The 23,699-nt window shown below is 68.2% G+C and carries 25 protein-coding genes; 9 read left to right on the top strand and 16 right to left on the bottom strand.

The window, feature by feature from the left end:
• Nucleotides 1–12: 12 nt before the first annotated feature.
• From ACIHA7_RS02160 to ACIHA7_RS02145, 4 genes are all read right to left on the bottom strand, one after another.
• Nucleotides 13–1,449: a fatty acid desaturase gene (locus tag ACIHA7_RS02160; RefSeq protein ID WP_397284652.1), complete on the bottom strand. Its 1,437-nt coding sequence runs from the start codon at nt 1,447–1,449 to the stop codon at nt 13–15.
• 82 nt (nt 1,450–1,531) lie between these two features.
• Nucleotides 1,532–2,689 (bottom strand): ferredoxin reductase, encoded by a 1,158-nt coding sequence (locus tag ACIHA7_RS02155; protein ID WP_397284650.1) that lies wholly within the window; start codon nt 2,687–2,689, stop codon nt 1,532–1,534.
• Between the two features lie 150 nt (nt 2,690–2,839).
• The gene (locus ACIHA7_RS02150; protein WP_397286454.1) at nt 2,840–3,382 is read right to left on the bottom strand and encodes a DUF6912 family protein; all 543 of its coding nucleotides are present in this window, start codon (nt 3,380–3,382) and stop codon (nt 2,840–2,842) included.
• Nucleotides 3,383–3,392: 10 nt separating this feature from the next.
• Complete coding sequence (locus ACIHA7_RS02145; RefSeq protein WP_397284648.1) at nt 3,393–4,805, bottom strand: wax ester/triacylglycerol synthase family O-acyltransferase; 1,413 nt, start codon at nt 4,803–4,805, stop codon at nt 3,393–3,395.
• Between ACIHA7_RS02145 and ACIHA7_RS02140 the strand changes: the two genes are divergently transcribed.
• From ACIHA7_RS02140 to ACIHA7_RS02130, 3 genes are all read left to right on the top strand, one after another.
• Nucleotides 4,737–5,525, top strand: coding sequence for an Rv3235 family protein (locus tag ACIHA7_RS02140; RefSeq protein WP_397284646.1), 789 nt, complete (start codon nt 4,737–4,739; stop codon nt 5,523–5,525). The genes ACIHA7_RS02145 and ACIHA7_RS02140 overlap by 69 nt on opposite strands.
• 205 nt (nt 5,526–5,730) lie before the next feature.
• Nucleotides 5,731–8,583, top strand: a complete 2,853-nt coding sequence (secA, locus tag ACIHA7_RS02135; protein ID WP_397284644.1) for a preprotein translocase subunit SecA — start codon at nt 5,731–5,733, stop codon at nt 8,581–8,583.
• A 288-nt stretch (nt 8,584–8,871) separates the two neighbouring features.
• Nucleotides 8,872–9,273, top strand: a complete 402-nt coding sequence (locus ACIHA7_RS02130; RefSeq protein WP_397284642.1) for a nuclear transport factor 2 family protein — start codon at nt 8,872–8,874, stop codon at nt 9,271–9,273.
• A gap of 38 nt (nt 9,274–9,311) precedes the next feature.
• Here the strand turns inward: ACIHA7_RS02130 and rsgA are convergent, their stop codons facing one another.
• Genes rsgA through ACIHA7_RS02115 form a run of 3 tightly spaced genes read right to left on the bottom strand, consistent with a single transcriptional unit; the run spans nt 9,312 to nt 13,172 of the window.
• On the bottom strand, nt 9,312–10,328 hold the full coding sequence (rsgA, locus tag ACIHA7_RS02125; protein WP_397286452.1) for a ribosome small subunit-dependent GTPase A: 1,017 nt from the start codon (nt 10,326–10,328) through the stop codon (nt 9,312–9,314).
• Nucleotides 10,325–11,635, bottom strand: a complete 1,311-nt coding sequence (aroA, locus tag ACIHA7_RS02120) for a 3-phosphoshikimate 1-carboxyvinyltransferase (protein WP_397286450.1) — start codon at nt 11,633–11,635, stop codon at nt 10,325–10,327. Before aroA ends, rsgA begins: the two co-directional genes overlap by 4 nt.
• Nucleotides 11,636–11,663: 28 nt before the next feature.
• The gene (locus tag ACIHA7_RS02115; RefSeq protein ID WP_397284641.1) at nt 11,664–13,172 is read right to left on the bottom strand and encodes an aldehyde dehydrogenase family protein; all 1,509 of its coding nucleotides are present in this window, start codon (nt 13,170–13,172) and stop codon (nt 11,664–11,666) included.
• Nucleotides 13,173–13,379: 207 nt separating this feature from the next.
• Between ACIHA7_RS02115 and ACIHA7_RS02110 the strand changes: the two genes are divergently transcribed.
• Nucleotides 13,380–14,165, top strand: coding sequence for an SOS response-associated peptidase (locus ACIHA7_RS02110; RefSeq protein ID WP_397284639.1), 786 nt, complete (start codon nt 13,380–13,382; stop codon nt 14,163–14,165).
• Between the two features lie 24 nt (nt 14,166–14,189).
• Here ACIHA7_RS02110 and ACIHA7_RS02105 read toward each other — a convergent pair whose 3' ends face one another.
• Nucleotides 14,190–14,504: a hypothetical protein gene (locus tag ACIHA7_RS02105; protein WP_397284637.1), complete on the bottom strand. Its 315-nt coding sequence runs from the start codon at nt 14,502–14,504 to the stop codon at nt 14,190–14,192.
• A gap of 72 nt (nt 14,505–14,576) precedes the next feature.
• Complete coding sequence (gene ybaK, locus ACIHA7_RS02100; protein WP_397284635.1) at nt 14,577–15,071, bottom strand: Cys-tRNA(Pro) deacylase; 495 nt, start codon at nt 15,069–15,071, stop codon at nt 14,577–14,579.
• A 173-nt stretch (nt 15,072–15,244) separates the two neighbouring features.
• On the opposite strand from ybaK, the gene ACIHA7_RS02095 reads away from it, so the two are divergent.
• Both ACIHA7_RS02095 and rsrA read left to right on the top strand, forming a co-directional pair.
• Complete coding sequence (locus tag ACIHA7_RS02095) at nt 15,245–16,078, top strand: sigma-70 family RNA polymerase sigma factor (protein ID WP_397286448.1); 834 nt, start codon at nt 15,245–15,247, stop codon at nt 16,076–16,078.
• A 20-nt stretch (nt 16,079–16,098) separates the two neighbouring features.
• A complete protein-coding gene (rsrA, locus tag ACIHA7_RS02090; protein ID WP_397286446.1) occupies nt 16,099–16,374 on the top strand; it encodes a mycothiol system anti-sigma-R factor in 276 nt (91 codons plus the stop codon).
• A gap of 76 nt (nt 16,375–16,450) precedes the next feature.
• Here rsrA and ACIHA7_RS02085 read toward each other — a convergent pair whose 3' ends face one another.
• On the bottom strand, nt 16,451–16,525 hold the full coding sequence (locus ACIHA7_RS02085) for a 50S ribosomal protein bL37 (protein ID WP_110293457.1): 75 nt from the start codon (nt 16,523–16,525) through the stop codon (nt 16,451–16,453).
• Between the two features lie 135 nt (nt 16,526–16,660).
• Here ACIHA7_RS02085 and ACIHA7_RS02080 point away from each other — a divergent pair, with 135 nt between their 5' ends.
• Together ACIHA7_RS02080 and ACIHA7_RS02075 are read left to right on the top strand one after the other, a co-directional pair.
• Nucleotides 16,661–16,876 (top strand): biotin/lipoyl-binding carrier protein, encoded by a 216-nt coding sequence (locus ACIHA7_RS02080; protein WP_397284633.1) that lies wholly within the window; start codon nt 16,661–16,663, stop codon nt 16,874–16,876.
• Nucleotides 16,877–16,898: 22 nt separating this feature from the next.
• Nucleotides 16,899–18,413 carry a sensor histidine kinase gene (locus tag ACIHA7_RS02075; RefSeq protein WP_107658973.1) on the top strand — a complete coding sequence of 505 codons (1,515 nt, stop codon included), beginning with the start codon at nt 16,899–16,901 and terminating at the stop codon, nt 18,411–18,413.
• A gap of 113 nt (nt 18,414–18,526) precedes the next feature.
• On the opposite strand, the gene ACIHA7_RS02070 is transcribed toward ACIHA7_RS02075, so the two are convergent.
• Nucleotides 18,527–18,781, bottom strand: coding sequence for a WhiB family transcriptional regulator (locus ACIHA7_RS02070; RefSeq protein WP_011211115.1), 255 nt, complete (start codon nt 18,779–18,781; stop codon nt 18,527–18,529).
• 252 nt (nt 18,782–19,033) lie between these two features.
• Nucleotides 19,034–19,978, bottom strand: coding sequence for a diacylglycerol/lipid kinase family protein (locus ACIHA7_RS02065; protein WP_397284630.1), 945 nt, complete (start codon nt 19,976–19,978; stop codon nt 19,034–19,036).
• A 96-nt stretch (nt 19,979–20,074) separates the two neighbouring features.
• Between ACIHA7_RS02065 and ACIHA7_RS02060 the strand changes: the two genes are divergently transcribed.
• Nucleotides 20,075–20,503 (top strand): hypothetical protein, encoded by a 429-nt coding sequence (locus ACIHA7_RS02060; RefSeq protein WP_397284628.1) that lies wholly within the window; start codon nt 20,075–20,077, stop codon nt 20,501–20,503.
• 30 nt (nt 20,504–20,533) lie between these two features.
• Here the strand turns inward: ACIHA7_RS02060 and ACIHA7_RS02055 are convergent, their stop codons facing one another.
• The 4 genes from ACIHA7_RS02055 to ACIHA7_RS02040 all read right to left on the bottom strand — a co-directional run bounded on the left by ACIHA7_RS02055 (nt 20,534) and on the right by ACIHA7_RS02040 (nt 23,674).
• A complete protein-coding gene (locus ACIHA7_RS02055) occupies nt 20,534–21,220 on the bottom strand; it encodes an endonuclease V (RefSeq protein WP_397284626.1) in 687 nt (228 codons plus the stop codon).
• Between the two features lie 11 nt (nt 21,221–21,231).
• Nucleotides 21,232–21,717: a GNAT family N-acetyltransferase gene (locus ACIHA7_RS02050; protein ID WP_397284624.1), complete on the bottom strand. Its 486-nt coding sequence runs from the start codon at nt 21,715–21,717 to the stop codon at nt 21,232–21,234.
• Nucleotides 21,714–22,325: an acid phosphatase gene (locus tag ACIHA7_RS02045; protein WP_397284622.1), complete on the bottom strand. Its 612-nt coding sequence runs from the start codon at nt 22,323–22,325 to the stop codon at nt 21,714–21,716. The genes ACIHA7_RS02050 and ACIHA7_RS02045 overlap by 4 nt, the downstream gene beginning before the upstream one ends.
• A gap of 113 nt (nt 22,326–22,438) precedes the next feature.
• Nucleotides 22,439–23,674 carry a hypothetical protein gene (locus tag ACIHA7_RS02040; protein ID WP_397284620.1) on the bottom strand — a complete coding sequence of 412 codons (1,236 nt, stop codon included), beginning with the start codon at nt 23,672–23,674 and terminating at the stop codon, nt 22,439–22,441.
• Nucleotides 23,675–23,699: the final 25 nt, after the last annotated feature.

Genomic DNA, 23,699 nt, shown 5'->3' with positions numbered 1-23,699 from the left:
CACCCGATCGGTTCAGCGACGGCGGCGATTGCGGAACAGCGCCCGCTGCCGCACGGCCTTGCGCCGCAGCGACGCCTGCTCGGTGCGGGCCCGGTCCTGCAGCGCCACGGTGGCCTCGCGCAGCGCCTCCTTCTCGTGCTCGGCCTTCTCGCGCAGCGCGCGCTTGGCCTCGCGCAGCATCTCCTTCTCCTGCCGCGCCTTCTCCTTGAGCACCACCTTGGCCTCGCGCATCGCCGAACGCAGCCCGCGCCGCTGCCCGGTCTCCGGGTCGACGCCGAGCCAGCTCGCGGTGTCCGAACTCGGCAGCGACGGCAGGGTGATGCCGGCGAACTTGCGTTCCGAGGACGTCTCCGGCGCGTTGTCGGCGGTGGCCTTGAGCAGCCGGTCCGGCAGCGCGAGCTTGTGGATGGTTCGGAAGGCGAGCAGGTACTGCTTGCCGAGCGAGCCGGTGGTGTAGGGCAGGTCGTACTTTTCGCACAGCTCGCGCACCCGCACCGCGATCTCGGCGTACCGGTTGCTCGGCAGGTCCGGGAACAGGTGGTGCTCGATCTGGTAGCAGAGGTTGCCGCTCATGAACGCCATCGCGGGCCCGGCCTTGAAGTTGGCACTGCCGAGCATCTGCCGCAGGTACCACTCGCCGCTGGTCTCACCCTCGAGCTGTTCGATGGTGAATTTCTCGGCGCCGTCGGGGAAGTGGCCGCAGAAGATCACCGCGTAGGCCCACAGGTTGCGCACCAGGTTGGCGGTCGCGTTCGCCTTCAAGGTCGACAGGAAAGCGGGTCCGGTGAGGGCCGGATAGAACACGAAGTCCTTGCCCACCTGACGGGCGATCTTGCGGGCGAACTCGCGGTTCGGCTCCGAGCCCAAGCCGGGCGGGGTCCCGGTGATCTCCTTCTCGATGCTCCAGTCGTGCAGGGCGATGCCCCACTCGAAGGTGGCGGCGAGCACCAGGTTCGCCAGCGGCTGCACCAGATGGACAGGTCGCCAGGTCTCGTCCCTGGTCATCCGCAGGATGCCGAAGCCGAGGTCCTCGTCCTTGCCGAGCACGTTGGTGTAGGTGTGGTGGGAGTAGTTGTGCGCCCGCCGCCACTGCGACGACGGCCCGGTCTGGTCCCATTCCCAACTGCTGGAATGGATCTCCGGGTCGTTCATCCAGTCCCACTGCCCGTGGCTGATGTTGTGCCCGAGCTCCATGTTCTCGACGATCTTGGCGACCGACAGCAACGCGGTACCGGTGAGCCAGGCCCAGCGGTTGCGGCTGCCGAACAGCACCGCGCGCCCGGCTACCTCGAGGCAACGCTGCGCGGCGATGGTGCGCCGGATGTACTTCGCGTCACGCTCGCCGCGCGACTGCTCCACCGAGCGCCGGATCGAGTCGAGCTCCTGCCCCAGTGTTTCGATGTCTGCCGCAGTCAGGTGGGCGAACGCCTGAATATCGGTGATTGCCACCGGGTGTCCTTTCGCTGCTCAATTTCATTTGAGGGTACCCAAACACCGTCGGTGGCGCGGCGAGCCGAGGCCCGGCGCGTGCTCAGACGTCGAGGGTGCAGTCGCCCGCCGCGGCGGAGATGCAGGTCTGCACCTTGTCGCCTTCGCGATGCTCGTCACCGTTGCGCAGATCACGCACGTGCCCGGAATTCAGTGTCACGACACAGGTTTGGCAGATACCCATGCGGCAACCGAACGGCATCTGCACGCCGACCGATTCGCCCGCCTCGAGCAGGCTGGTCGCGCCGTCCACCTCGACAGTGCGCCCGGTCTTGCCGAAGGTGACCGTGCCGCCCTCGCCGACCGCGGAGCGCGCGATCTCGAACCGCTCCACGTGCAACCGATCGGACAGGCCCGCGTCGCGCCAGTGGTGTTCGATCTCGTCCAGCATCGCGGCGGGGCCGCAGGCCCAGGTGTGCCGCTCGCGCCAGTCGGGGAACTTCTCGTCCAGCCCGGCGAGTGCGAACTTGCCGTGCTCGCCGGTGAGGTGCAGGTGTGAGTCGAAGCTCGGGTGCCGGTCGTGCAGGTCGCGCAGCTCGGCGCCGAACATGACGTCCTCGGCGGTGCGCGCGGAGTGCAGGTGCTGCACGTCGGTGACCATGTCGCGGCGGTCCATCGCCCGCAGCATCGCGAGCACCGGGGTGATCCCGCTGCCCGCGGTCAGGAACAGCACCTTGTCCGGCGGCGGGTAGGGCAGCACGAAACCGCCCTGCGGCGCGGCGAGGCGGACCACGGTGCCGACCGGGACGCCGCTCACCAGGTGGCTGGACAGGAAGCCCTCCGGCATCGCCTTCACGGCGATCGAGATGACGCGCTTGCCGCCCGCCTCGGGGTCCGACCAGTTCGGCGGACAGGTGAGCGAGTAGGAGCGCCAGTGCCAGCGCCCGTCGATCAGCACGCCGATGCCGATGTACTGGCCCGGCTCGTACTTGAAGTCGAAGCCCCAGCCCGGCTTGATCACCAGGGTGGCCGAGTCCGCGGTTTCCTTGCGCACGTCGACGATGCGACCGCGCAGTTCGCGGGCCGACCACAGCGGGTTGGCCAGATGCAGATAGTCATCCGGCAGCAACGGGGTGGTGACGCGTGCCACGGCCCCGCGTAACACGTTCAATCTGCCGCCTCGCTCGGCGACCGCGGCGGCCGGTGCCTCCAGCCACTCCCGCACGCTGCGCACGGAGAATCCCCCAGTTTTCGAGCTCATTGCTGCCGTTCGTCTTCCTGTTCGTCGGATGCGCTGCCCACGCCTCAGCAAGGTTACGGCATCGTAGGTTAGCCGGGCGGTCGTGGCCGCTCACACCCATCATCCCCGGCCCGCGAGCGCGCGTCAGTACGTGCGGGCGACAGGAATGCGTCAGAGCAGCTCGAGCAGGAACGGCAGCTCCTGCGCGGCGTACCAGGCGAGCTGGTGGTCCTCGGCGTCGCCGAGCACGAATTCGGCGTCGGTGTCGCCGAGATCGGCGGCGTCGACCACGTCGACGGCCTTGGTCACCTGGGGCTCGGCGTCGGCCAGGTCGACGTGCACACAGCCGATCTGGTCGTAACTGATCGGCCCGGCCAGCTTCACCACGGCGTCGTCGAGGTCGGGGCGCAGCTTCGCACCGGCCACATCGGCGGCGATCACCGCGCGCCGATAGACCGGCCTGCCGGTGTCGGCCGGCGCCGCGTCCGCGTCCGCGTCGTCTTCGGCTCCGTCGCGTTCGGCGGCGAGCAGGCGCAGCGAGGCGCGGGCGGCCTCGCCCATCGCCACCTCGGCCAGCTCCTCGTCGTCGCCGGAGGCGTACGCCTCGCGCAACGCCGGGGTCACCGCGAACGCGGTGCCGCCGATCGGGTGCAGCTCCCGGTTCGTGACGAGCTCGCGCAGCATCGGCACCGTCGCGGGGATATAGACCCGCATTTTCTCCTGATCAGACGCAGGCACCGAGCATCTCCTCCATGGAATCGCGCACCGACGCGGCCAGCACGCCGATGTCGGCCATCGCGTCGCGGTCGGCGTTGAGTCCGTAGAAAACGCGTCCGTCATAGGACGTGATCCCGATGCTCGAGGCCTGATTGCGCAGCAGTGGCGACACCGGATACATCTCCAGCATCCGCGCGCCGCCGATGAACATCGGCGTCTGCGGACCCGGTGCGTTGGTGATCACCAGATTGAACGTGTGCTCTGCGAAGGTACTCGCCGCACGCACGCTCATGGCATGCAGGCTCGCCGGAGCGAACCCGGCCAGGTGCACCAGGGTGCGCGCGCGAACGCCGCGATGATGCTTGCCGTTGGCCTCGGTGGCGTGCGAGATGTGCGAAAGCCGCATCACGGGATTGGGTTCGCCGACCGGCAGGTCGATCAGGAACGAGGAGACCTCGCTCGCCGGTTTCAGCTGATCGCTGTCGGGCCCTTCGACATACACCGACATCGGCACCACGGCGCGCAGCGTGGTCGATTCGGTGAGCGTCTCGCCCCGTGACAGCAGCCAATTGCGCAGCGCACCGGAGACCACCGCGAGGATGGCGTCGTTGATCGAGCAGTCGAACCGCTTGCGGATCTTGCGGTAATCCTCGAGCTCGGTGCGCACCACGTCGAAGCGGCGGTTGCGTGAGGTGCGTGCGTTCAACGGGCTGTCCGGCGCGCCGGTGGTCGCCGCGCGCACCGCCGAGACCACCGAGTCCACCGCCCGGCCCGCCGCGCCGATCACCGCGAAGGCGTGCCCGCTGGCGTGCCTGGCCACCTCCAGCGCCTCGCGCGGCTGTGCGGCCAGGTGGGTCAACGCCCCGACGAGCAACTCGACGTCGTTGGGTTCGCGCGGGGCGTGCCAGGCGTTGTGCGCGAGCTCGCGCGGCGCCGGCCCGGTATCGAGGATCACGTGGCCGATCTCCAGCGCGGTGTCGCCGTCGACCAGGGCCGAGTGGGTCTTGGTGAAGATCGCGCAGCGGCCGTCGGACAGGCCCTCGATCAGATACATCTCCCACAGCGGCCTGCTCTGATCCAGCGGCCGGGAAGCCAGCCTGGCGACCAGATCGTGCAGTTGTGCGTCGGTGCCCGGGGTGGGCAGTGCCGAGCGGCGGATGTGATAGGTGATGTCGAACTGGCTGTCCTCCACCCAGACCGGGCGACCGAGGGCGAACGGGATCTCCACCACCTTGCGGCGATAGCGGGGGACCAGCGAGAGCCTGGCCTCGACCAGGTCGATCAGCCGGTCGTAGTCGAGCACGGGATCGGTGCCGTGCTCGGCATTCCGGACGATCGCGAGGGCGCCGATATGGATCGGGTTGCTGCTCGACTCGAGCCGATAGAAGGACGCGTCCTGCGGCGTCAGTCTCGTGATCACGCTGCCCGCTGCTCCCTTTTTCCGATGCCGCCTCACGCCTATTGTGCTGCTGCCACAAGGATTCAGCTGCTCCGCTGTGGCTTATTCGGTGAAATCGGCGTTCCCCTTTACCCGCTGCGGCTTCCGTGGCAAGCTGTCTGCCTCGAGCCAGGGGAACTCGATTCGAACACAGGGGGACACCGGATGCACAGTCGACGACCATCGCTCTCGCCCGCGCCACGGCTCGAGCCACCGCTGGACGGTGATCGGCCGGGCCGCCCTCGTTCGGAGGCGTTGTCGCCGCGAGCCGCGCTGCCCTGTCGCCGTCGCATGCCGTCACATAGCGGGTCGACCAGTCGGGCGGCGGAGCGACGCGCCCGGCACGACGGTCGTCCTCCATCGTACGGCAGGGACGGTGAAACAGGTTCGGCGGCAAGCCGATTCGCGGAAAGTTCGCTACGGCTCGTGCTCGAGGTGCTGGACGGCAGGCGCCCCGCGGTCCAGCTGCGCAGGCTCGCCGCGCCGTCGGTGCTCGCCGCGATCGAGACGCTGGCGCGCTCGGCGCCGCCGGGCCGCAAGCTCGGTCCAGCGCTGTTGACCAAGCTCGGGGTCGAGCTGACCGGCCCGAACACCGCGGAGGTATTCGGCAGATATCAGCGAGGGAACCGGGAGTTCGCGGTGGCCGCGTGCGTGGTGCTGCACCGGGCCGGCTGGCAGCTGACCGCCTTCCGCGTACTGTGAGTACCAGGGCGGACGACACGGCCACGGGCTGATGTCGCCGAACGGCGCTGCTCGTCGGCACTGACGTACGGCGCCGCATTACCATGAAGCGTGCAGCGGATTCCGCACTCGAAGCGCGAACCCGCACGCCGGCCGTGAGTCCACCCCTCGGCCCGGCGCCGACGACGAAACGAATGACACACCGACCAGAGGACTGACGAGACCCGTGCCTGCGCTGACACTGACGAGGTTGCTACGGATTGGTGAGGGTCGCATGGTCAAGCGGCTCGCCAACTTCGCCGATCAGGTTCTCGACCTCGAGTCGGAGTACGAGCAACTCACCGACGCCGAGCTGCGCGGCAAGACCGACGAGTTCCGCGAGCGCTACTCCGACATGGTCGAGGAGGGCGCGGCCGATCCGCTCGGCGCCCTGATGGCCGAGGCGTTCGCGGTGGCGCGCGAGGCGTCCTGGCGGGTGCTCAACCAGAAGCACTACAAGGTGCAGATCATGGGCGGCGCCGCGCTGCACACCGGCAACATCGCCGAGATGAAGACCGGTGAGGGCAAGACGCTCACCTCGGTGCTGCCCGCCTACCTCAACGCGATCAGCGGCGACGGCGTGCACATCGTCACCACCAACGACTACCTCGCCAAGCGCGACTCCGAGTGGATGGGCCGCGTGCACCGCTTCCTCGGGCTCGAGGTCGGCGTGATCCTCGGCGGCATGACGCCCGCGCAACGGCGGGTGGCCTACGGCGCCGACATCACCTACGGCACCAACAACGAGTTCGGCTTCGACTACCTGCGCGACAACATGACGCACTCGCTCGACGATCTGGTGCAGCGCGGGCACAACTTCGCCGTGGTCGACGAGGTCGACTCCATCCTGATCGACGAGGCGCGGACCCCGCTGATCATCTCGGGTCCGGCCGACGCCTCCAGCAAGTGGTACGCCGAGTTCGCGCGTATCGCACCGCTGTTGAAGAAGGACCTGCACTACGAGGTCGACATCAAGAAGCGCACCATCGGCGTGCACGAGGCCGGGGTCGAGTTCATCGAGGATCAGCTCGGCATCGACAACCTCTACGAGGCCGCCAACTCGCCGCTGGTCAGCTACGTGAACAACGCGATCAAGGCCAAAGAGCTCTACACCCGCGACAAGGATTACATCGTCCGCGACGGCGAAGTGATCATCGTCGACGAGTTCACCGGCCGCATCCTGGTCGGGCGTCGCTACAACGAGGGCATGCACCAGGCGATCGAGGCCAAGGAAGGGGTGGAGATCCAGCCGGAGAACCAGACCCTGGCCACGATCACCCTGCAGAACTACTTCCGTCTCTACGACAAGTTGTCCGGCATGACCGGTACCGCCGAGACCGAGGCCGCCGAGCTGCACCAGATCTACAACCTCGGCGTCGTCCCGATCCCGACCAACCGGCCGATGGTCCGGGTGGACCAGTCCGACCTGATCTACAAGACCGAAGAGGCCAAGTTCGCGGCCGTGGTCGACGACGTCACCGAGCGGCACGAGCGGGACCAGCCGGTGCTGATCGGTACCACCAGCGTCGAGCGCTCGGAGTACCTGTCCAAGCAGTTCACCAAGCGCGGTATCGCGCACACGGTGCTCAACGCCAAGTTCCACGAGAAGGAAGCCGAGATCATCGCCGAGGCCGGTCGGCCGGGCGCGGTGACCGTCGCGACGAACATGGCCGGTCGCGGTACCGACGTCGTGCTCGGCGGCAACCCGGACATCATCGCCGACCTCATTCTGCGCAGGGAGGGCCTCGACCCGGTCGAGACGCCGGACGCCTACCAGCAGGCCTGGCTGCCGACGCTGGAGCAGGTCAAGGCGCAGACCGCGGCCGACGCCGATCGGGTGCGCGAGGCGGGCGGGCTCTACGTGCTCGGCACCGAGCGGCACGAGTCGCGCCGCATCGACAACCAGCTGCGTGGTCGTTCCGGCCGTCAGGGCGACCCGGGCGAGTCCCGGTTCTACCTGTCGCTGGGTGACGAGCTGATGCGCCGGTTCAACGGCGCCGCGCTCGAGGCGATCATGACCAGGCTCAATCTGCCCGACGATGTGCCGATCGAGGCCAAGATGGTCTCCAAGGCGATCAAGAGCGCGCAGACCCAGGTCGAGCAGCAGAACTTCGAGATCCGCAAGAACGTGCTCAAGTACGACGAGGTGATGAACCAGCAGCGCACCATCATCTACGGCGAGCGCAACCGGATCCTGCGTGGCGAGGACATGGAGGGCCAGGTCCAGAGCATGATCACGGACGTGATCACCGCCTATGTCAACGGCGCCACCGCCGAGGGCTACGTCGAGGACTGGGATCTGGACAAGCTGTGGACGGCGCTCAAGACGCTGTACCCGGTCAAGATCAACTACAAGGATCTGACCGGGGAGACCGCGGTCGGCGAGGCCGGCGATCTCAGCCGCGAGGAGCTGCTCGAAGCGCTGCTCGACGACGCGCACGACGCCTACGCGCGGCGCGAGGCCGAGATCGACGGGCTGGCCGGCGCGGGCAGCATGCGCAATCTCGAACGGCAGGTGCTGCTTTCGGTGCTCGACCGCAAGTGGCGCGAGCACCTCTACGAGATGGACTACCTCAAGGAGGGCATCGGCCTGCGGGCCATGGCGCAGCGCGACCCGCTGGTCGAGTACCAGCGCGAGGGCTTCGACATGTTCTCGGCGATGCTCGAGGGCCTGAAGGAGGAGTCGGTCGGCTTCCTGTTCAACCTGCAGGTCGAGGTGCAGCAGCCGCAGCCGGACGGTGTCTCGGTCGATCAGGGCCTGCGTTCGCCGGTCGGCGCGATGGCCGCGCCGCGCCCGCTGCCCACCGACGAAGCGCCCGCGGGCAACGGCACTGCCGCCCCGGCGGCGTTGCGTGCCAAGGGCATCGACTCCGGTAGCCAGCGCGGTCTCAGCTACTCCGGACCCGACGAGGGCGGCCACCGCGAGGTGCACAGCGACGCCGAGGAGTACGGCGACGGCACCACCCGCCGCGAGCGCCGCGAGGCCGCCCGCGCGCAGGAAAAGCCGAAGCGCGCACCGAAGCCGCGTCGCCGCCACTGACGTGTGAATTAGCTGAATCTCGAAGGCGCCCAAGGACTCCGGTCCCTGGGCGCTTTCGCGTTTCCCCCGACCAGGCGTACCCCGGGCGGCTCACCCGGCTCAAAGAATGCTCTATGGAACAACTGATCTCGAGAGCACCTGGGTAACTCACCGGGGACGGGCAAACGCGCCCGCCGCTCTACCGCCGGGCGCCAACCGCACCGTTGCCGCACCTCAGTCCGGCCTGAATTTCCGGGGAGGCGGGACAGAATCCGCGCGTCGGGTGCTGAAGAGGCGTACTTTTTCGGGGTGGACCGAAGCACAGTTGAGGCATGGGTCAGCGAATACGAACGGGCCTGGCGATCGCCGGGCACGGACAAGCTCGGCGACCTTTTCGCCCCCGAAGTCGGATACCAAGTCTCCCCGTGGGCCGAACCGCTCACCGGGCTACCCGCGCTCGCGAAGTTCTGGGAGGCCGGGCGCGACGGGCCGGACGAGACGTTCACGATGGAGCCCGAGGTCGTCGCGGTGGACGGACTCACCGCCGTGGTCAGGGCGGAGGTCGAGTACCCCGGCCAACCGGCGCGCTGGCGCGACCTATGGGTGCTGCGCTTCGACGGGGAGGGTCGCTGCACCTGGTTCGAGGAGTGGCCGTTCGCTCCCGGCCAGCCGGACGGGCAGGACCGATCCAGCGCGGCGCTGCGTAGCTGAGCGCGGGTAGCTGAGCGCGGGCAGCTGAGCGCGGGCAGCTAGTCGATCGGCCGTGGTCCGCTGTTGTTCTGCCAGTGCTCGTTGGAGTTCAGCGCGGTGAGCAGCAGCCGGATGGCGGCCACCCGGCGCTCTTTGCCGGGTAGTTTGTCCAGCGCGCACTCCGGGTCGGCGGGCGGGCCGAGGTGGGTGCAGCCGCGGGGACAGTCCTCGATGGCGGTGGCGAGGTCGCTGAAGGCGGCGACCACGTCGTCGGGGGTGATGTGGGCCAGGCCGAACGAGCGGATACCCGGGGTGTCGATGACCCAGCCGCCGTCGGGCAGCGGCAGCGCGACGGACTGGGTGGAGGTGTGTTTGCCCTTGCCGACACCGGACACCTCGCCGACGGCCCGATACGCGTCCGGCACCAGGCGATTCACCAGCGTCGACTTGCCGACGCCGGAGTGGCCGATGAACGCGGTGAGCCGCCCGGTGAGCAGTTCGAGCACCGGCTCCAGCGGGTCGTCGACCCCGCCGTAGACGATGGTGAGGTCGAGATCCTCGAAGGCGGCGGCGAAATCGGACTCGGCGGCCAGGTCGTGCTTGGTCAGGCACAGCACCGGGTGCAGCCCACCGGCGTACGCGGCGACCATGCAGCGTTCGACGAAGCCGGTGCGCGGCGGCGGGTCGGCCAGGGCGACCACCATGAACAGCTGTTCGGCGTTGCCGACCACGATCCGCTCGAACGGATCGGTGTCATCGGCGGTGCGCCGCAACACCGTTCGGCGGTCGGTCACCCGGACGATGCGGGCCAGCGAGTCGGGCCTGCCGGACAGGTCGCCGACCACGTCCACCTGATCGCCGACCACGATCGGGGTGCGTCCGAGTTCTCTGGCGCGCATGGCGACGATGTGCCGGTTCGGGTCGCCGCCGAGCACACACCCCCAGCGGCCGCGATCCACCGCGACCACCATGGCGGATTCCGCATCATTGTGTTGCGGACGGGTTTTCGTGCGGGGACGCGAACTCTTGCCAGGGCGTACCCGGACGTCGGATTCGTCGTACTCGCGTTTTCTCAGTGCGCCGCCTCCTGATCGGCGCGCGTCGGATCGAGCATCCGCTCCCACAGCGCAACGAAGTTCGGCAGTGTCTTGGCCGTGGTGCCGATGTCCTCGATCTCGATACCGGGCACCCGCAGCCCGAGAATCGCTCCGGCGGTGGCCATTCGGTGGTCGGCGTAGGAGTGCCAACGGCCGCCGTGCAGTTCGGCGGGCTCGATCTCCAGCCCGTCCTCGGTCTCGGTGACCTTGCCGCCGAGCCGGTTGATCTCGGTGGACAGCGCGGCGAGCCGGTCGGTCTCGTGCCCGCGCAGATGCGCGATGCCGCGCAGGTGCGACGGCGAATCGGCCAGTGCCGCAAGGGCCGCGACCGTCGGGGTCAGCTCGCCGACGTCGTGCAGGTCGATGTCGATGCCGGCCAGCCGGTCGGGGCCATGCACGGTCAGCACGCCGTCGAAGACGCGCGCCTCGGCGCCCATCCGCACCAGGATCTCGCGGATCACGTCGCCGGGCTGGGTGGTCAGCCGCGGCCAGTGCGGGATCTTCACCTCGCCGCCGGTGACGGCTGCGGCCGCAAGGAACGGTGTCGCGTTGGACAGATCCGGCTCGACGTCCCAGTCCACCGCTCGGATGGGGCCGGGCGCCACCTCCCAGGTCTGCGCCTTGCGGCTGTGCTCGGGCGCCTGCACCGCCACGTCGGCCCGGCGCAGCATCTCCACGGTCATCTCGATGTGCGGCATGGACGGCAGGGCCTTGCCGTCGTGGTGCACGATCAGACCCTCGTCGAACCGCGCCGCCGACAGCAGCAGCCCGGAGACGAACTGGGAGGATCCGGAGGCATCGATGGTCACCGTGCCGCCGCGCAGCGCGCCCTTGCCGTGCACGGTGAACGGCAGCGCGTCGCCGTCGATGTCGGCGCCGAGGCCGCGCAGCGCGTCCAGGATGGTGCTGAGCGGGCGCACCCTGGCCTGCGCGTCGCCGTCGAAGGCCACCTCGCCCGCGGCGAGGGTCGCCACCGGCGGCAGGAACCGCATCACGGTGCCCGCGAGCCCGCAGTCGACGGTGCCGCCGCGCAACGGGGCCGGGGTGACGGTGAGCGTGTCACCGTCACCCTCGATACCGGTGCCCAGTGCGCACAGGGCCGCGATCATCAGATTGGTATCCCGGCTGCGCAGCGCGCCGGACAGCGTCGACGGCCCGTCGGCCAGGGCGGCCAAGATCAATGCCCGGTTCGTGATCGACTTCGATCCAGGCAGGGTCACGGTCGCGTGCACAGGGACATCGACATGGGGCGCTGGCCAGAAACTCACCTGTCCATCTTCGCCCATCATCCGGCCGGACACGCGGGCGGTGTACTTACTTGTGCCGACCGTGCAGGAACGGAACCAGCTTGCGCAGCAGCTTCATGGTGGACTGCGTGCGCGAGTAGCTGAGCAGCGCCATGCCGGGAATCGCGAAGCGCTGCACCGCGATCGAGTGCGGGCGGGCGAATTCGCGCAGGCCAGGCTCGCCGTGGATGCGGCCGATGCCGGAGTCACCGACGCCGCCGAACGGCAGGCCGGGGATGGCGGCGAAGGCGAGCACCGAGTTCACCGAGGTGGCCCCGACGTGCAGCCTGCGCGCGATCTCCAGGCCGTTCTTCTTCGAGTACACCGCCGAGGACAGCCCGTACTTGGAGCTGTTGGCCAGCTCGACCGCCTCGTCCACGCCGTCCACGGTGCGGATGGTGACCGTCGGGCCGAAGGTTTCCTCCTGCACCGCTTCGGATTTCTCGTCCACGTCGACCAGCACCACCGGCTCGATGAACGGCGCCTTCACCGACTCCGGGCCGCCGAGCACGGCGGTGCCGCCGTTCTTCAGCGCGGACTCGATGTGGCGCCGCACGATGTCGACCTGGCTCGGCATAGTCATCGGGCCGTAAGAGGCGTCGGCGCCCGAGCCGGGGCCGACGTTCGTCAAGATCTTCTTCACCTCGGCGACGAACTCGTCGCGCACCGACCGATCGACGTACACCCGCTCCACACCCGCGCAGGTCTGGCCGCTGTTGGCGGTGGCGCCCCAGGCGACCGCGTCGGCGGCGGCCTTCACGTCCGCGTCACCGGCGACGATCACCGCGTCCTTGCCGCCGCATTCCAGCAGCACCGGGGTGAGGTTCTCGGCGGCGGCGGCCATGATCCGCTTGCCGGTCGCGGTGGAGCCGGTGAACGCGAGCTTGTCGACGCCCGCTTTCACCAGCGCCGCGCCGGTGGCGCCATAGCCGTTGACGGTGCTGAACACGCCCTCGGGCAGATCGGGGTTCGCCTTCGCGAACGCCTCGGCCAGGAAGTTACCGATGCCGGTGGAGTACTCGCTCGGCTTGAACACCACAGTGTTGCCCGCGGCGAGCGCGTAGCCGATGGAGCCGTTGGGGGTGTAGACCGGGTAGTTCCACGGGCCGATCACGCCGACCACACCGAGCGGGCGCTGCTCGACCCTGGCGGCGAAGTTCGACATGAACGCGCCAGGGGAGACCTTCTTGGGCGCGAGCACCTTCTTGGCGTTCTTGGCCGCCCAGGCGATGTGCTCGAGCGCCAGCATCAGCTCCAGGAAGGCGTCGTCGAGCGGCTTGCCGTTCTCGGCGTGGATCAGCTTGCAGAACTCGTCGGAGTCCGCGACCAGCCTGCTCGACCAGCGCAGCAGATGAGTCTTGCGCTCGTCGTAGCTCAACGCGCCCCAGGTGGCGGCGGCCGTGCGGGCCTTCGCCACGGCCGCGCGCACCGCGTCCTCGTCCGCGATCGGGTAGGTGGCGATGACCTCGCCCGTCGCGGGGTTGACCGACGTGAGCGCCGTATCGTTGTCGGCCGGTTTGATGTCGGTGGAAGTCACGGTGAGTCTCTCCTCTTGCCGGTGATTGCTCGGGACGACGTCGATCCCGGTTGCTCCTGGCGGTGGCCGGTCGGGGCGCATGCGTCAGCGGACGGGCACAGCGACCACCCATCCTCTGAGAGAATGTTAGGTCAAAACTCTCAACTGGTCACCAGCTATGGATCAATTGTCCATGAGAGTGTCGGTGGGAGGTGGAAGTATCGAGATATGTGCGGACGATATGCGACCACGACAGACCCCGGCCGGCTCGCGGTCGAGCTGGATGCGATCGACGAGACCGAAAGCACGCCGGGGTCGGGCAATTTCACCAATTACAACGTCGCGCCGACCACCCAGATCCTCACCGTGGTGGAGCGGCACGAGCACGGCCACAAAGACGATGAGCCGAAACTGCGGCTGCGGCGGATGCGCTGGGGCCTGATCCCGGTGTGGACGAAGGTCGCCGAGCCGGGGGTGCCGGTGAAGGGCAAGCCACTGTTCAACGCCCGCGCCGACAAGGCCGCGACCACACCCTCGTTCCGGGACGCGGTGAAGTATCGGCGCTGCCTGGTGCCGATGGACGGCTGGTACGAGTGGGTGGTCGAGCCGGACCCGACGGCCAAGGGCAAGGTGGCCAAGAAGCCCTTCTTCATGGCTCAGGAGGACGGCTCCCGGCTGTACATGGCCGGGCTGTGGTCGGTGTGGCGGGACCGGTCGCTGCCCGACAGCGAGCCGCTGCTGTCCTGCACCATCCTGACCACCGACGCGGTCGGTGACCTGACCCGCATCCACGACCGGATGCCGCTGCCGATGCCGAGGGAGCACTGGGACGCCTGGCTCGACCCGGACCACCCCGCGCCGTCGAGCCTGCTGGAGACACCCAGTGAAGCCGTGATCGCGGGCATCGTGGCGCGACCGGTGCCGTCGCTGGTCAACAGCGTGAAGAACAACGGCCCCGAACTGCTCGCCCAGGTGAGCGAGCAGGAAGAAGCCGGGCAGATCAGCATGCTCTGACCGCCCGGCCTCCGATTCAGCGGATCAGATCGAGCACTTCACGCTGGGGCTCGCGATATTCAGGCCGCACTTGACGATGCCGGTGACCAGGTCGATCACCTTGCTGGTCACCGTGCCGCCGAGCTTCTCGGCCTTGCCCGCCTTGTCGTCCGCCTTGGGGGCGTTAGGCGTGCTCGGGGCGTCGTCCTTACCGAGGCCGTCGAAGGGGAAGTCGATCTGCGTCGCCGTCGGCGGCGCCGCGGTGGCCGTCGGGGCTTGCAGCGCCACCGCGCCGAGGGTCAGGGCGAGAGTTCCGAGCAGGGCGACGATCACGGTGCGTACACGCTGGTGCGCGGGCATTTCGCATCACATCCTCGAGTCGGACGAATCTGGCCCGTCCATTGACGCACAGATTGTGTCGAATCGAGTGAATTACGTCGTCCTCACTGTGGCGGTCACCGCCGAGGTCAGCCGGATCAGGTCGGCGGGTGCCACCTCGATCTCCAGACCGCGTCGTCCGGCGCTGCACAGGATGCGATCCCAGGACAGCGCGGACTCGTCCACCACGGTCGGCAACAGCTTGCGCTGGCCGAGCGGGGAGATGCCGCCGAGCACATATCCGGTGGTGCGTTCGGCCTTCACCTTGTCGGCCATGGCCGCCTTCGACACCCCGAACGCGGCCGCTGCGGCCTTGAGCGACAACGTGTTCGGCACTGGAAGCACGGCCACGGCGAGCGAGCCGTTGGCCAATTCGAGCACCAGTGTCTTGAACACCTGCGCCGCCGTCACTCCGAGTTCGCCGGCGAGCGCGTCCACCGCTTCGGTGCCGTAGGAGTCCGCGCGCGGGTCGTGTTTGTAGGCGTGCACCCGATGGGCAACCTTGGCCTGCGTCAGGGTCCGGATCGCCGGGGTCGAGGCTCCTGCCATGGCGGACACCTTAACGAGCAGACCCGCCCGAGTCGCAACGGATTTTGCGGTGCTGGAGTTTCGCTGCGGGAACACAGGACGTGTCCCGCATGTTGGAAGCGAGTACACAGTGCCCGGCCGGGACGAAATGCCCGGCCGCGCGACTGATCAGCCCCGTGAACGACGTGAAGGAGATGTCGGTGCCCCTGCTGCTCGACGAACGTCCGAGAGGGACGACGGCGTCGCCGACGGAAGCCGGATTCCCCTTCGAATTGCCGGTGCCGGTAGATTTGGCAGGTACGGCGATCGAAGGGACAGGTGTGACGAGCGACCATGTGGCGCGAGCGACGGGCCCGGAGGAGGCTGCGGAGCGTAACCACGGAGGGACCCGCGAGGGCCGCGAATCGGACTCCGACGTGGTGACCGACGGTGCCGCAGTCGACGAAACCGAGCTGGCCCAGCGGTTCGAGCGTGACGCGCTCCCGCTGCTCGACCAGCTCTACGGTGCCGCGCTGCGGATGACCAGGAATCCGGCCGACGCCGAAGACCTGGTGCAGGAGACCTACGTCAAGGCGTTCCAGGGGTTCAAGTCCTTCAAGGAAGGCACCAATCTGCGTGCCTGGCTGTACCGGATCCTGACCAACACCTACATCAACTCCTACCGCAAGAAGCAGCGCCAGCCCGCGCAGTACCCGACCGATGAGATCACCGACTGGCAGCTCGCGGCGACCGCCGAGCACACCTCGCAGGGCCTGCGCTCGGCCGAGGTGGAGGCGCTGGACGCGCTGCCCGACGACGACATCAAGGCCGCGCTCCAGGAGCTGCCGGAGGAATTCCGGATGGCCGTGTACTACGCCGACGTCGAAGGCTTCCCGTACAAGGAAATCGCCGACATCATGGGCACCCCCATCGGTACCGTGATGTCCCGGCTGCACCGCGGCCGCAAGCAGCTCAAGGGTTTGCTCGCCGATGTGGCGCGCGAACGTGGATTCAACCGTTCGGGGGAACGCCAGGAGGTCAAGCAGTGAACGCTGAGCGGGACCCGGATATGGATCTCGACTGCACCGCTGTGCTCACCGATATCTGGTTGATGCTGGATGGCGAGTGCAACGACGAGACCCGTGCCCGGTTGCAGCACCACATGGACCATTGCTCGCCCTGCATCGAGGCCTACGGCATCGAGGAGAAGATCAAGGGTCTGCTGAGCCGCAAGTGCGGTGGCGACCGCGCCCCGGACACGTTGCGGGAACGGCTGACCTTCGAGATCCGCAAGACGGTCACGATCACCGAGATCGAATCGAAGATCGAGACCTCCGACTCCTAGGTCCCTACGCAAAACTGAACGGCACGCCTTCCTACGGAAGTGCGTGCCGCTCTGCGTTTTTCGGCTGAGCTCGAGCTCAGGAGTTCGGCCGCTTGCCGTGGTTGGCTGCGTTGCCCTTGCGACTACGCTTCTTACGTCCGCGCTTACCCATGAGTAGTCTCCCTTCTGATTGAAGGCCATTCTTTCACGTGTGGTTGGCTATACCTGCAGCGGATACAGGCCGCACGGCTCGGCTGCTCGAACCTGCTGGGCGAGCCGCGTGAACCAACCGAGTGAATGGGGTGTCATGGCTGAGGAAGTGCTCGCCGAGCTGGTGTCCGTCGTCTACCAGGTCGTGGTGAACGAGGGGGACGTGGTCAAGGAGGGCGACACCCTGGTGATCCTCGAGTCGATGAAGATGGAGATCCCGGTGCTGGCCGAGGTCGGCGGCACCGTCACCTCGATCGGCGTCAAAGCGGGCGACGCCATCAAAGCCGGTCACCTGATCGCCGTCATCTCCTAGAAAACGTTAGCGGTAGATCTTCATGGCGACGCTGAGCGAGCTATTAGCCGAACACACCGACTTACCCGGCGTCGCCGTGGATCACCTGCAGCGGGTGGTGGGCGATTGGCAGCTGCTTGCCGATCTGTCCTTCGCCGATCTGCAGCTGTGGGTCGGTGCGGGTCCGATCGCGGCGGGCGCCGACATCGTGTGTGTCGCGCAGTGCCGCCCGACCACGGCGTCCACCGTGCACCACGAGGACCTGGTCGGCACCCTGGCCTTGCAGGCCGATCATCCGCAGGTGTTCGAGGCGTTGATGTCGGGCAAGATCGTCCGCGCCGATCGGGACGTGGAGACCGCGGGTGTCTATCACCCGACCCCGGTGCACGCGATCCGCGAGGCGATCCCGGTGCGCTGCGGTGACGATGTCATCGCGGTGCTCAGCCGCGACACCGACGTGCAGCGCTCGCGGGTGCGTAGCACGCTCGAGATCGCTTATGTCGCGTGCGCCGACGACCTGTGCCAGATGATCGCCGACGGCACCTTCCCGACCACCGAGGACCGCGCGGCCACCCATTCCAGCCCGCGCGCCGGTGACGGTTTCATCCGGCTCGACACCGAGGGCATCGTCGTCTACGCCAGCCCGAACGCCCTGTCCGCCTATCACCGGATGGGCCTGCAGGCCGATCTCGCGGGCCAGGATCTGGCGGTCCTCACCCGCTCGCTGATCACCGATCCGTTCGACGCCCAGGAGGTGGTCGGCGACATCCAGGCCGCGCTGGCCGGGCGCACCGGCCGCCGGATGGAGGTGGAGGCGCGTGGCGCGACCGTGCTGCTGCGCACCCTGGTGCTGCGCCCGCACGGCGAATTGGCGGGCGCCGCGGTGCTGGTGCGCGACGTCACCGAGGTCAAACGCCGCGATCGGGCGCTGCTCAGCAAGGACGCCACCATCCGGGAGATCCACCACCGGGTGAAGAACAATCTGCAGACCGTCGCCGCGTTGCTGCGGTTACAGGCGCGGCGCACCGAGAACGAGGAGGCGCAGGTCGCGCTCACCGAGTCGGTGCGCAGGGTCACCTCGATCGCGTCGGTGCACGAGATGCTGTCCATGTCGGTGGACGAAGAGGTCGACCTGGACGAGGTCGTCGACCGGCTGTTACCGATCATGGCCGACGTGGCCACCGTGCACACCGCGCGGATCAAGGTGCGCCGCGCGGGTTCGCTCGGCGTCTTCTCCGCCGAACGCGCGACCCCGCTGGTCATGGTGCTGACCGAACTGGTGCAGAACGCGATCGAGCACGCCTTCGATTCGGGCGAGGACGGCACGGTGACAATCCGTTCCGAGCGTTCCGCGCGCTGGCTCGACGTGATCATCAGCGACGACGGCCGCGGCCTGCCCAGCGGATTCAGCCTGGAATCCTCCGACCGCCTCGGCCTGCAAATCGTGCGCACCCTGGTGACTGCCGAACTCGGCGGCTCCATCGGCCTGCACCCCGGCGCCGATATCGGAACCGATGCGGTGCTTCGTGTTCCGTTGGGCCGTCGCTCCGGCCGTTAATAGCCGTTTCGTTATATGTGTTGGGACACAAGAGAGCCCGGCACCTCGAAGGTGCCGGGCTTAAATGCGTTCACCGGACCAGGGCTGAATGGTCCGGTAAATCCGATCGTCTGCTAGACGACGGTGCGGGTGCGCGTGCGTGCGTTACGACGCTTGAGCGCCCGGCGCTCGTCTTCACTCATACCGCCCCACACGCCGGCATCCTGTCCGGACTTCAGGGCCCAGGACAGGCAGTCAGCGGTTACGGGGCAGCGAGCGCAGACCAGCTTGGCATCGGCAATCTGCGCGAGCGCAGGACCACTGTTACCCACCGGGAAAAACAGTTCGGGGTCCTCGTCGCGACAGATGGCCTTGTGGCGCCAGTCCATTCCTCTGCTCCTTTGCTGGGCGCCGCAAATGGCGCCGACGGTTTGTGGATCGTTCACTTGTGCGACTCGAATGTTTCCGCACGGTTGCTTGTGAATGCTTTCACGAACACCGTAGATGTCAATAGGTATCTGGTGCACCGTGGGGAAGCTCACGCTCTAACGGCCCCCGCTAGGGGAACCTGCCCGGTCCTTTGTACTCGCTCTACCCAGTTTTCGCAGCACTACCACGATGTTTTTCGTGCGTTTCCTGCATCACTCTGGTCGCGGCGCCACGACATCCAAGACGGCGGGCACGGCCGTGAAATCCACCACGTTGCGCTTCCCGATAAAGTCGCCATCGATTTGCAGACCGATGGGTTCCTTCGTCTCGATACGCACGGACGGAACGTTGTCTTCGCGAAACAAATTGCGAGACTTGGGGTTTCCGTCGACTGCCAAGAGCTGTCTGGCAAGCAGCAGTGTAGGCAGTACAGCCATCGAACGCACGGCAAACACGCCGAGACCGTCTTCGAACCTGGTGCCAGGGTTGGTGTGCACCGGGGTGGTGTTCAGGTAGGTCCACGGGGTGGTGTTCGTTACGAAGGCGTAATGCACGTCGGTGACCGGTTCGTGCCCGGGGACCTCGATGCGGACGGTCGGCGCCTTGCGCCTGGCCCGGAAGAACTGCCGCACCGTTGTCCGGAGGTAGCGGGCCGGGGTGGCCGTCTTGCCGTCGGCGCGGCTTGCATCGATCGCCTCGCAGACATCGGCGTCGAGGCCGACGCCCGCGCTGAAGGTGAACCACCGGTCGTCGGCCAGGCCGAGCCCGATCCTGCGGTCCCGGTCCAGCGTGAGCAGATCGATGAGCTGGTTGGTTGCCGTCACCGGGTCCGGCGAGATACCGAGCGCCCGCGCGAACACGTTCGCCGAGCCGCCGGGAATCACGCCGAGCCGAGGCAACCAGGCCTGCCCGTCGTTGAGTTCGGGCAGCGGCAGGAAGCCGTTGATGGTCTCGTTGACCGTCCCGTCGCCGCCGTGCACGACGATCAGGTCCATCTCGTTGGTGGCGGCCCACTGGGCCAGTTCGGCGGCGTGGCCGCGATGCTGGGTGTGCGCGACGGTCAGCTGGGTGCGGCTCTCCAGCGCGTGCGCCAGCAGGTCCCGAGTCGCCGGAGTGGTCGAGGTGGCATTCGGATTCACGATCAGCAGCGTCCGCACGACCCGCAGCCTAATCGTCGCCGGATCCGGTCCGAAAAGCCGCTGAACCGGGGCGGTCGGCAGGACGGCCACTACGGCGGGTCGTAGGCTTGCCGCGTGGCTGAACGTAAGGGTGAGGTGTCCGGTGGCGTGCCGAGGACGGTGCGCGGCGCGGGTGGGCTGGTGACGCTGGAGGGGGCGGTCGCGGTCATCGTCGCGCTGGTGTTGATCGTGCGCGGGCTGCTCGGCCACGACCAGAGCGCGGCCAGCGGGTACGGCACCGCCGCCTGGTTCGGCATCCTCGGTGGCGCGGTGCTCGCCGCGGGCATCGGCCTGCTGTTCGGCAAGCGCTGGGGGCGGGCGATCGCCGTGATCGCCCAGTTGCTGCTGCTGCCGGTCACCTGGTCGCTGCTGACCGACTCGCGCCAGCCGGTATTGGGCACGGTGCTCGGCGTTGTCGTCGTCGCCGCGCTGATACTGCTGTTCGCCCCGCCGTCTACCCGCTGGATGGCGGCCGATTACGCCATCGAGCCGGAGAAATCCTGATCGGTCGAGCTCGCCGCCGCGTCTCGTGGGCTATGCGGTGAGTGCGGCTCGTAGCTCGGCGCGGCACAGCGAGTCGGCGCGCCTGGTGGTTTCGGGCAGCCGGTAGCGCGGCGTGAGGGCAAGCACCTGGGCGCAGGCGGTGTCCAGGTCGATGCGGTGGCCGACGGAGACGAAGACGGGTTTCACCTCGGTTCTGGTGCGCAGGGCGCTGCCGACGAGCTCGCCGTCGATGGTGATGTCGGTGCGGGCGCCGCGTTCGGGGCCTGGCTCGCGGTAGTCGCCCCAGACGGACTTGGCGACCCCGATCGTCGGTATGCCGGTGAGCACACCGAGGTGGCAGGCCAGGCCGAAACGGCGGGGATGCGCCAAACCCTGTGCGTCACAGACGAGTAGATCCGGTGCGGCATCGAGTTGCGCCAATGCCCGCATGGTCGTGGGCAATTCGCGGAACGCGAGCAAACCGGGGTGGTACGGGAAGTTCGAAGTGCCGTGTGCGACAGCTGATTCGACGGTCTCCAAGGTGCCGGCGCGCAACACCACCACCGCCGCGGCGACCTCACCGGTTTCGGCGTAGGCGGAGTCGAGTCCGGCGATGGTGCCGAATTCCCTTGCCTGCCCGGTCGTCTCGACCCTCGGCCGCAGTTCGTCCTGTACCGCGATGGCCGCCTCGGGGGTGCTCGGCCAGGCGTCTTCGTCGAAGTGTTCGAGCCACGTCATCGTCGGTGCGCTTACCGGGCTTCCTTGGCGAGCTTGCCGAGCGGCTCGCCCGTGAGGCGGTAGCCGACCCACTCGTGCTGCGCTGCGGCGCCGAGGGATTCGTAGAAATCGATGGAGGGCGTGTTCCAGGTCAGCACGGCCCAGTCGAGCCTGCTGTAACCGTTGTCCACGGCCTCCTTGGCCAGCGCGGCGAGCAGGGCCTTGCCGTAACCCTTGCCGCGCGTCGCCGGCTTGACGTAGAGGTCCTCCAGATAGATGCCGTGCACGCCGTTCCAGGTGGAGAAGTTCAGGAACCAGATCGCGCAGCCGACCAGCTCGCCGTCTTCGTCCACCACGTGGGCGAAAACCTTTGGCTCGGCGCCGAACAACGCGGTGTCGAGTTGGGCCTCGGTGACGGTGCACTCGTCGGCGGCCCGCTCGTACTCGGCCAGATCATGGATGAGACCGACCAGCCCCGGCACGTCGGCGGGGACGGCGCGGCGCAGCTCTACAGTCACAGTGTTTCTCCCTCAGCGGTGGGAACCAGGTTGTGCGCCAAGATGGTTCGCACGTCGTGTTCATGGCCGAGCACGGTCAGCGCGCCGGTGGACATGGCGAACCGGCGGCCCTCCCTGACGTCGAACTCGGCCCAGCGGGCGATCAACGCCCGGGAGAAGTGTCCGTGCCCCACGAGCACGATATCCCGCTCGGGCAGTCGCGGCGTCACGGCGGCGAGCACCCGATCGGCGCGGGCCAGCACCGCGTCCGCGGACTCGCCGCCCGGTACCGCGCCCGTCCAGATGGTCCAGCCCGGTGCGCTCTCCCGGATCTGCGCAGTGGTCAGTCCCTCGTAGTCGCCGTAGTCCCATTCGGCGAGGTCCTCGTCGACCGTGCTCGTGGTGAGCCCGGCCAGCTCCGCGGTCTGGCGCGCGCGTCGGCGCGGGCTGGTGAAGACCAGCGGATCCCGCAGCTTCAGCGCGCTCAGCAGCGGGCCCGCCGCCCTGGCCTGGGCCTCGCCGCGCTCAGTGAGCGGCAGGTCGGTGCGGCCGGTGTGCCGGTGCTGGGTGGACCAGCTGGTCTCGCCGTGTCGGAGCAGCACCAGCCGGGCATCGTCGAGTACGGACATGGCTCCATCATGGTTCACCGGCGCGCCGCCGAGTCGTCCGGCCGGTGCCAGTGCCGTCGGCTGGGCTCCTCGAAGGTCTCGCGCTCCATCGACCGGTTGGGCCGGGACGTCGGTCAGCCGAGGGCGTAGAGCTCGGTGCCGCGCTGCTCGAGAATCGTCGTGCCGAGCACCGCGAGCGAGATGGGCGCGCCACTGTAGCCGGGCCGGTCCACCGGGATGCGGCCGACCTCGGCACCGGACGCGGGATCGAGCGCGGCGATCGCACCGGGGGTCGGCATCAGCAGCCTGCCCGCCATCATGCTGGGGGAGCCGAGCGCGCTGCCCGCGGTCCAGATCGGGTCGAAAGTGCTGCCGTTCAAGGCGATCACGCTGTTGCCGGTGAAAACCAGGTAGGCCGAACCGATTCGGGTGGTCGCGGTCTTGTCGCTGAGCGGGGCCGAAAGCTGGTGCACCACAATCGGATTACCGGAGGCGTCGTAGACGGCGAGCCGTGGTGCTGCCGCCTCCGTCCCGGCGGCGGCCTTGGCGCCGGGCAGGTAGAGCACGATCCTGTTGTCCGACACCGCGAGTACCCGCGCGTCGGGGGAGTCCGCGCCGGGGCCGGACAAGACGTGCGAGCCGGACTCCTCGGGCACCGTGTTGTCCTTCGGCGCGGGATTAAGCATGGTCAGCCGGTTGGCGGGGTCCTCGGGGCAGCGTTCCAGCACGCCGAGCCGAGAGGGGCTCGAGCCCGCCGAGAGCAGCGTGCAGCCTTTGCGCGGTTGGGTTTTCACGTTCACCGGCGCGTCGACGAAGCCGTATTCGATGGTGCGCACCAGGTCCGAGCGCCACATCTCCAGCCTTTTCGGCCCCTGGGCGAGCACGTAGGTGCCGTCGACGGACAGGCGAACGGACGGATCCATGTAGCTGCTGCGCGCGGTGCGCCTGGCACCGCTGTCGCCGGTCAGCAGCGTGGCCTGGCTACAGCCGCGCTCGTCCAGATACACCGCGACCACGGTGCTGAACTGGCTCTCGAGCCCGCACAGCGGCATGTCGCGCCGGTAGTACCACAGGTCCTTGCCGGTGAGCGGGTCGTGACCGGTGACCGTGCCTTCGTCACCGGTGACGACGACTCCGCCCGCGGTCAGTGCCCGGGCGCTCGCGGCGTTCGGCGCGTGCCACAGCTCGCGCAGCGAGGTCGGGAGCTGGTCGGCGGCCACCGGGGTCGGCACGGGCGAGCTCGCGGTCACCGACTCGGTGCCGTTGGCATCGCCGCGCACCCACACCACCGCTGCCGCGATCACCACGAGCACGGCGATCGCGGCAGCGGAGATGACGTCGGCGCGCGTTCGCCGCTCGGGTGCGAGCACGGTTGCGAGAGTAGCGGATCCGGCC

This window comes from Nocardia sp. NPDC052316 (genome assembly GCF_044547795.1).
Lineage (GTDB): Bacteria > Actinomycetota > Actinomycetes > Mycobacteriales > Mycobacteriaceae > Nocardia.
Note: the sequence above shows the minus strand (reverse complement) of the source record. Positions and strands in the feature narration are given on the sequence as shown.

Excerpts from the sequence above, each read along its gene's own strand:
- ACIHA7_RS02155 (WP_397284650.1), bottom strand. The coding sequence starts at position 2,689 with ATGAGCTCGAAAACTGGGGGATTCTCCGTGCGCAGCGTGCGGGAGTGG.
- ACIHA7_RS02150 (WP_397286454.1), bottom strand. The coding sequence starts at position 3,382 with ATGCGGGTCTATATCCCCGCGACGGTGCCGATGCTGCGCGAGCTCGTC.
- ACIHA7_RS02140 (WP_397284646.1), top strand. The coding sequence starts at position 4,737 with ATGGATCGGGTTGCTGCTCGACTCGAGCCGATAGAAGGACGCGTCCTG.
- aroA (WP_397286450.1), bottom strand. The coding sequence starts at position 11,635 with ATGGGCGAAGATGGACAGGTGAGTTTCTGGCCAGCGCCCCATGTCGAT.
- ACIHA7_RS02110 (WP_397284639.1), top strand. The coding sequence starts at position 13,380 with ATGTGCGGACGATATGCGACCACGACAGACCCCGGCCGGCTCGCGGTC.
- ACIHA7_RS02105 (WP_397284637.1), bottom strand. The coding sequence starts at position 14,504 with ATGCCCGCGCACCAGCGTGTACGCACCGTGATCGTCGCCCTGCTCGGA.
- ybaK (WP_397284635.1), bottom strand. The coding sequence starts at position 15,071 with ATGGCAGGAGCCTCGACCCCGGCGATCCGGACCCTGACGCAGGCCAAG.
- ACIHA7_RS02095 (WP_397286448.1), top strand. The coding sequence starts at position 15,245 with ATGTCGGTGCCCCTGCTGCTCGACGAACGTCCGAGAGGGACGACGGCG.
- rsrA (WP_397286446.1), top strand. The coding sequence starts at position 16,099 with ATGGATCTCGACTGCACCGCTGTGCTCACCGATATCTGGTTGATGCTG.
- ACIHA7_RS02080 (WP_397284633.1), top strand. The coding sequence starts at position 16,661 with ATGGCTGAGGAAGTGCTCGCCGAGCTGGTGTCCGTCGTCTACCAGGTC.
- ACIHA7_RS02075 (WP_107658973.1), top strand. The coding sequence starts at position 16,899 with ATGGCGACGCTGAGCGAGCTATTAGCCGAACACACCGACTTACCCGGC.
- ACIHA7_RS02070 (WP_011211115.1), bottom strand. The coding sequence starts at position 18,781 with ATGGACTGGCGCCACAAGGCCATCTGTCGCGACGAGGACCCCGAACTG.
- ACIHA7_RS02055 (WP_397284626.1), bottom strand. The coding sequence starts at position 21,220 with ATGACGTGGCTCGAACACTTCGACGAAGACGCCTGGCCGAGCACCCCC.
- ACIHA7_RS02045 (WP_397284622.1), bottom strand. The coding sequence starts at position 22,325 with ATGTCCGTACTCGACGATGCCCGGCTGGTGCTGCTCCGACACGGCGAG.